Source organism: Methanoculleus sp. UBA208, from assembly GCF_002498065.1.
Lineage (GTDB): Archaea > Halobacteriota > Methanomicrobia > Methanomicrobiales > Methanoculleaceae > Methanoculleus.
The window spans coordinates 4,770-9,379 of record NZ_DAFZ01000058.1; the positions used below are offsets into that span (position 1 = coordinate 4,770).

Genomic DNA, 4,610 nt, shown 5'->3' on the forward strand with positions numbered 1-4,610 from the left:
TCCCTCCCCCGCGTGGCGATATGCGACTGGCCAAAGGGCAGGAGCAGGAGCACCGAAGGTGCGACTCCCGGTGGAAAGCCGTTTCACCCTTCTGCTCTGAATATGGTTCAGATGGTAGAGTCCTCGAGGAAAGGCTCCGATAAGGGACACTGAAGGTTCATAGATCTTTTTAGGACAACCTCCCAGTTAGGACATGCGATGTCTACCGGCGTAAACCATATGGCGCTATATCAAAAATGCCCGCAATAATTGCCGCGTTTCAAGAATACTCTATTATCCTTTGAGTATATGGCCTTTCCGATCCCTCCCGGCGGACCGGAACACACCGCCTGCAAAAAAGGGTTACGATTCCTTCAGGTACGCCTCGGGATCCCGCTCGAAGAGTTTCTTGCACCCCGGGGCGCAGAAATAGTAGGTCTTGCCCTGATACTCGGCGGTGTACTTCGCACTCGCCTCGTCGACGTCCATCTTGCATACCGGATCAACTGCCACGTGCATCAGCCTCCGCTAAGGTTCCTCTCTTCGCCGGAGGTATATAAGTCTTGAGCAATAGCGAGAGCGAGACGACCGTCACCGACGAGAGCGCCATCGCGAGCGCCGCAAGTTCCGGCCGGAAGGTGATGCCGAAGAAGGGGTAGAGCACGCCCGCGGCGAGGGGGATGAGGGCTGAGTTGTAGGCAAACGCCCAGAAGAGGTTCTGCTTGATCCGGCTCATCACCTTCCGGGAGAGTTCGACAGCCGCGACGGCGTCGACGAGGTCGTCGCGGATGAGGACGATATCCCCGCTCTCGATGGCGACGTCGGTCCCGCTCCCGATGGCGATCCCGACGTCAGCCTGCGCGAGCGCCGGGGCGTCGTTGATCCCGTCGCCCACGAACGCCACGACCTCGCCTCGGTCCTGGAGCTCCCGGACTTCCAGCGCCTTCTCCTGCGGCAGCACCCCTGCATGGACGTCATCGATCCCAACCTCGCGGGCGATGGCGTTCGCCGTCCGCTCGTTGTCGCCGGTGATCATCGTCACGGTAAGACCCATCTTTTTCAGTTCCGCAATGGCGCCCTTCGTCGTCGGCTTGAGGGTGTCGGCAATGGCGAGGATGCCCGCAAGGTCGGCCCCGGCGGCGACCAGGACGGCGGTCTTCCCCTCGTCCTGGAGGGCGGTAATCCTGCTCTCCGCCTCCGGCGGGACGGCGATGCCGTGCTCTTCGAGGAAGGGCTGGTTCCCGATAAGGACCTCCGTACCCTCCACCACGGCGCTGACCCCCCTGCCGCCGAAGGTGGTAAACCGCTCCGACTCAGGGACCGTGATGCCGGCGCTCTCTGCCCGCCGCACGACCGCCGCCGCAAGCGGGTGCTGCGAGTTCCGCTCGACCGCCGCGGCGACCGCAAGAAGCCGGTCCTCCGGCACCGCGAGCGCCACGATGTCGGTGACGTCCGGTTTGCCCCGGGTGAGCGTCCCGGTCTTGTCGAAGACGATCGCGGTCAGTTTTTCGGAGATCTCGAGCGCCTCGCCGTTGCGGATCAGCAGTCCGAGTTCGGCGCCCCGGCCGATCCCGACGGTCACGGCGGTCGGGGTGGCGAGGCCCAGCGCACAGGGGCAGGCGACGACCAGGACGGAGATCAACACCGTGAGCGAGAAGAGAAGCGATGCACCGGCCCCCACGTACCAGACGAGGAAGGCGGCGGTTGCGATCGCGAGCACGGCCGGGATGAAGTAGGAGACCGCGACGTCGGCGATCCGCTCCACAGGCGGTTTCGAGCCCTGGGCGTCCCGGACGAGCCTGATGATCTGCGACAGCACCATATCCTTCCCGATCTTCTCCGCCCGGACCCGGAGGACGCCGTTCACGTTCAGGGTGCCGCCGACGACCTCGTCGCCCTCCTTCTTGTCCGCCGGGATGGGCTCGCCGGTGATCATCGACTCATCAACGGAACTCTCGCCGCCCACGACCGTCCCGTCCACCGGCACCTTCTCACCCGGCCGGACCAGGAGGACGTCGCCGACGGCCACGTCCTCGACCGGAACCTCGACCTCCCGGCCGTCCCGGAGCACCGTCGCGGTCCGGGGCCGGAGACCGACCAGTTTCTTGATGGCCTCGGACGTCCTCCCCTTGGCCCGGGCCTCGAGGTACCGCCCGAGCGTCAGGAACGAAGCGAGCATCACCGCGGTGTCGTAGAAGTTGAAGTCCGGGGTGAGGACGATCTGAAACGTCCCGAGAAGGCTTGCACCGTAGGCGACGCCGATGCCCATCGCGTACATCACGTCCATCGTCAGCGCCCGGTTCCGGAGCGCGGCGGCGGCCGCCCTGAAGATAGGGGCGCTGACGTAGAGAAAGACCGGGAGGGTGATGACCAGCATGACGAGGTTGACCGGGACCGGGAGGGCGGCCGCCCCAGGCATACCGAAGAGCATGTAGAGGAAGAGCGGGATGCTCACCGCGAACCCGACGGTAAACCGGCGGAACTTGTCCCGGAGGTCCTCCTCCCGCATCCGGGTCTCGACGTCTTCGGAAACCTCTTCCTCGAGCCCCAGGTACTGGTAGCCGGCATCCTCGACGGCGGCACGGATATCCGATGTGGTGACGAGCGCGGGATTGTAGACGACGTGCGCGTTCTCGTTCGCAAGGTTGACCCGGGCCTCGTAGACCCCGTCGAGGTCGGCAAGCGAGGCCTCGATCACCTGGGCGCAGCTCGCGCAGACCATCCCCCCTACCCGGACGGTAGCCTCGTTCCTGATAACCCCGTAACCGGCGTCGCCGACCGTCCGTTCGAGGTCGGCGAGGGTGGCTTTCGTCGGGTCGTACTCGACGGTGGCGGTCTCGTCCGCGAGGTTGACACGGGCATCGTAGACGTCGTCCCGGTCCTGGAGGGCTCGTTCTATGTTGAGGGCGCAGGACGCACAGTGCATCCCGGAGATCTTCAGTTCCGCCTTCTTCTTCCCCTCCGGCATGATATTCAACTTACCGTGCAGGGTTAAATACCCGTAACTTCCGGGCCACGGTTGTGCGATCACTCCCGGGAACGGCCCGGTTCCCCACCAATTTATGCGATGGTTTTTATACACAAGGTTATTATACTCTCAGCCGGTTACAAACGCCGTATCCAGAGGTGATTGTGGTGCAGAGAAGGGATATTACGACGGAGAGATCGCAGGAGGAGAAGCGGTATGATGTCAGCCGTATGGCATCGACGCGCGATATCGACGGCCTGACCGACGCGATGCGGAGCGGCGATCCGGAGGTCCGCCGGAGCGCCGCCCTCGCCCTTGGCACGCTCGGGGAATGGAGGGCGATCGACCCGCTCATCCGGGCGCTCGGCGACCCGGTGCAGGCCGTCCGGGAGGGGGCGGCTAACGCGCTTGTCATGGTCGGGACACCGGCGGTCGAACCGTTGATCGACCTCCTCGAGCGTCCCGGCGTTGCGGCAGGCTACGAAATACCGAGGGAAGCGCCCGGAGAGGGGATCACCCAGGTCGATCTCCTCGGGGGGCCCGATGACATACCGCCCGCGAAAAGGAGGCTCCGGCACACGGCGGGCATTGTCCAGCACGACGCGTTCGGCGGACCGGAGGATATCCGGGAGGCGGGGGCAGGAAGAGCCCGCGACGAGGAAGAAGGCCTCGCCCAGCACGACGCGTACGGTGGGCCGGAGGATCTCCGGAGGGCGGGAGGCAAGGTATCCCGCGACACTGAGGGTGAGATCACCCAGCACGACCTCCTCGGCGGCCCGGGGGATGTCGGGACGAGAAAACCCCTCCGGCACCCCGAGCTTGCACAGCACGACCTCTTTGGCGGTCCGGAGGGCGCGAGGGAGCACGAGGCTCTCTTCCCCGGAGCGAGGAGGGCGGGTGTCGTGACGGAGGGCGTTCCCCCGGGCCGGGGACTGCGGCGGGCCTATGCCGCCGTCATCCTCGGCGAGATCGCCGATCCGCGGGCGGAGGGTGCCCTTGCCCGGTCGGTCTCCGATACCGATCCCGCCGTCCGGAGGGCGGCCGAGGACGGGATGGCACGGTTCCGGGAAAGAAGGGGCGAGGCCACGCCAGTCCCGCCGGCGTCCCGCTGATGCCGGGACAGACCACTCAATTTTTCCGGTTCTCCGGCCGGGTAGCTCCTGCCGGAGAAGGTTATTATATCGGGTAGGCATCATACGCCGGGTTTGGAGGCGAAAAGATTGCAGCAAGAGAGCGATCCTGCAAAAAGGCAGCAGGGTGAAAAAAGGTTCAACATCGATCTTTTACGGGCCGAAGAAGATGTAGGCGGCCTGATCGAAGCGCTAGGGAGCGATGACGGCCTGACGCGCCAGCGGGCCGCCCTGGCGCTCGGGGACTTCGGCGGCGCTGAGGCGGTCGGCCCGCTCATCCGGGCGCTCGGCGACCCGTTGACAGCGGTTCGGGAAGCGGCGGCGGACTCGCTCACCCTGCTTGAGGGGGCGGCGGTCGGGCCGCTGGTGGAACTCATCGAGAACCCGGAGGCGTCGGGAAGGTACGAGGAGACGACGGCTGCCGGGGGCCCGGCGACCGTAACCGGACCCGGGGGCAGGACCTGGGAGATCGAGACAGGGAGGGGACTCCGACGGGTCTATGCGGCTGCCATCCTCGGCGAGATCGCCGATCC

At 65.6% G+C, this 4,610-nt stretch carries 4 protein-coding genes; 2 read left to right on the forward strand and 2 right to left on the reverse strand.

The window, feature by feature from the left end:
* Positions 1–342: 342 nt before the first annotated feature.
* Both BRA62_RS06060 and BRA62_RS06065 read right to left on the reverse strand, forming a co-directional pair.
* A complete protein-coding gene (locus BRA62_RS06060; RefSeq protein WP_292365741.1) occupies positions 343–492 on the reverse strand; it encodes a YHS domain-containing protein in 150 nt (49 codons plus the stop codon).
* Positions 482–2,947, reverse strand: coding sequence for a heavy metal translocating P-type ATPase (locus tag BRA62_RS06065; RefSeq protein ID WP_292365680.1), 2,466 nt, complete (start codon positions 2,945–2,947; stop codon positions 482–484). Before BRA62_RS06065 ends, BRA62_RS06060 begins: the two co-directional genes overlap by 11 nt.
* A 230-nt stretch (positions 2,948–3,177) precedes the next feature.
* Here BRA62_RS06065 and BRA62_RS06070 point away from each other — a divergent pair, with 230 nt between their 5' ends.
* Complete coding sequence (locus BRA62_RS06070; protein WP_292365681.1) at positions 3,178–4,059, forward strand: HEAT repeat domain-containing protein; 882 nt, start codon at positions 3,178–3,180, stop codon at positions 4,057–4,059.
* 93 nt (positions 4,060–4,152) lie between these two features.
* Positions 4,153–4,610: HEAT repeat domain-containing protein (locus BRA62_RS06075; RefSeq protein WP_292365682.1), on the forward strand; the 458-nt coding region annotated here is incomplete at its 3' end.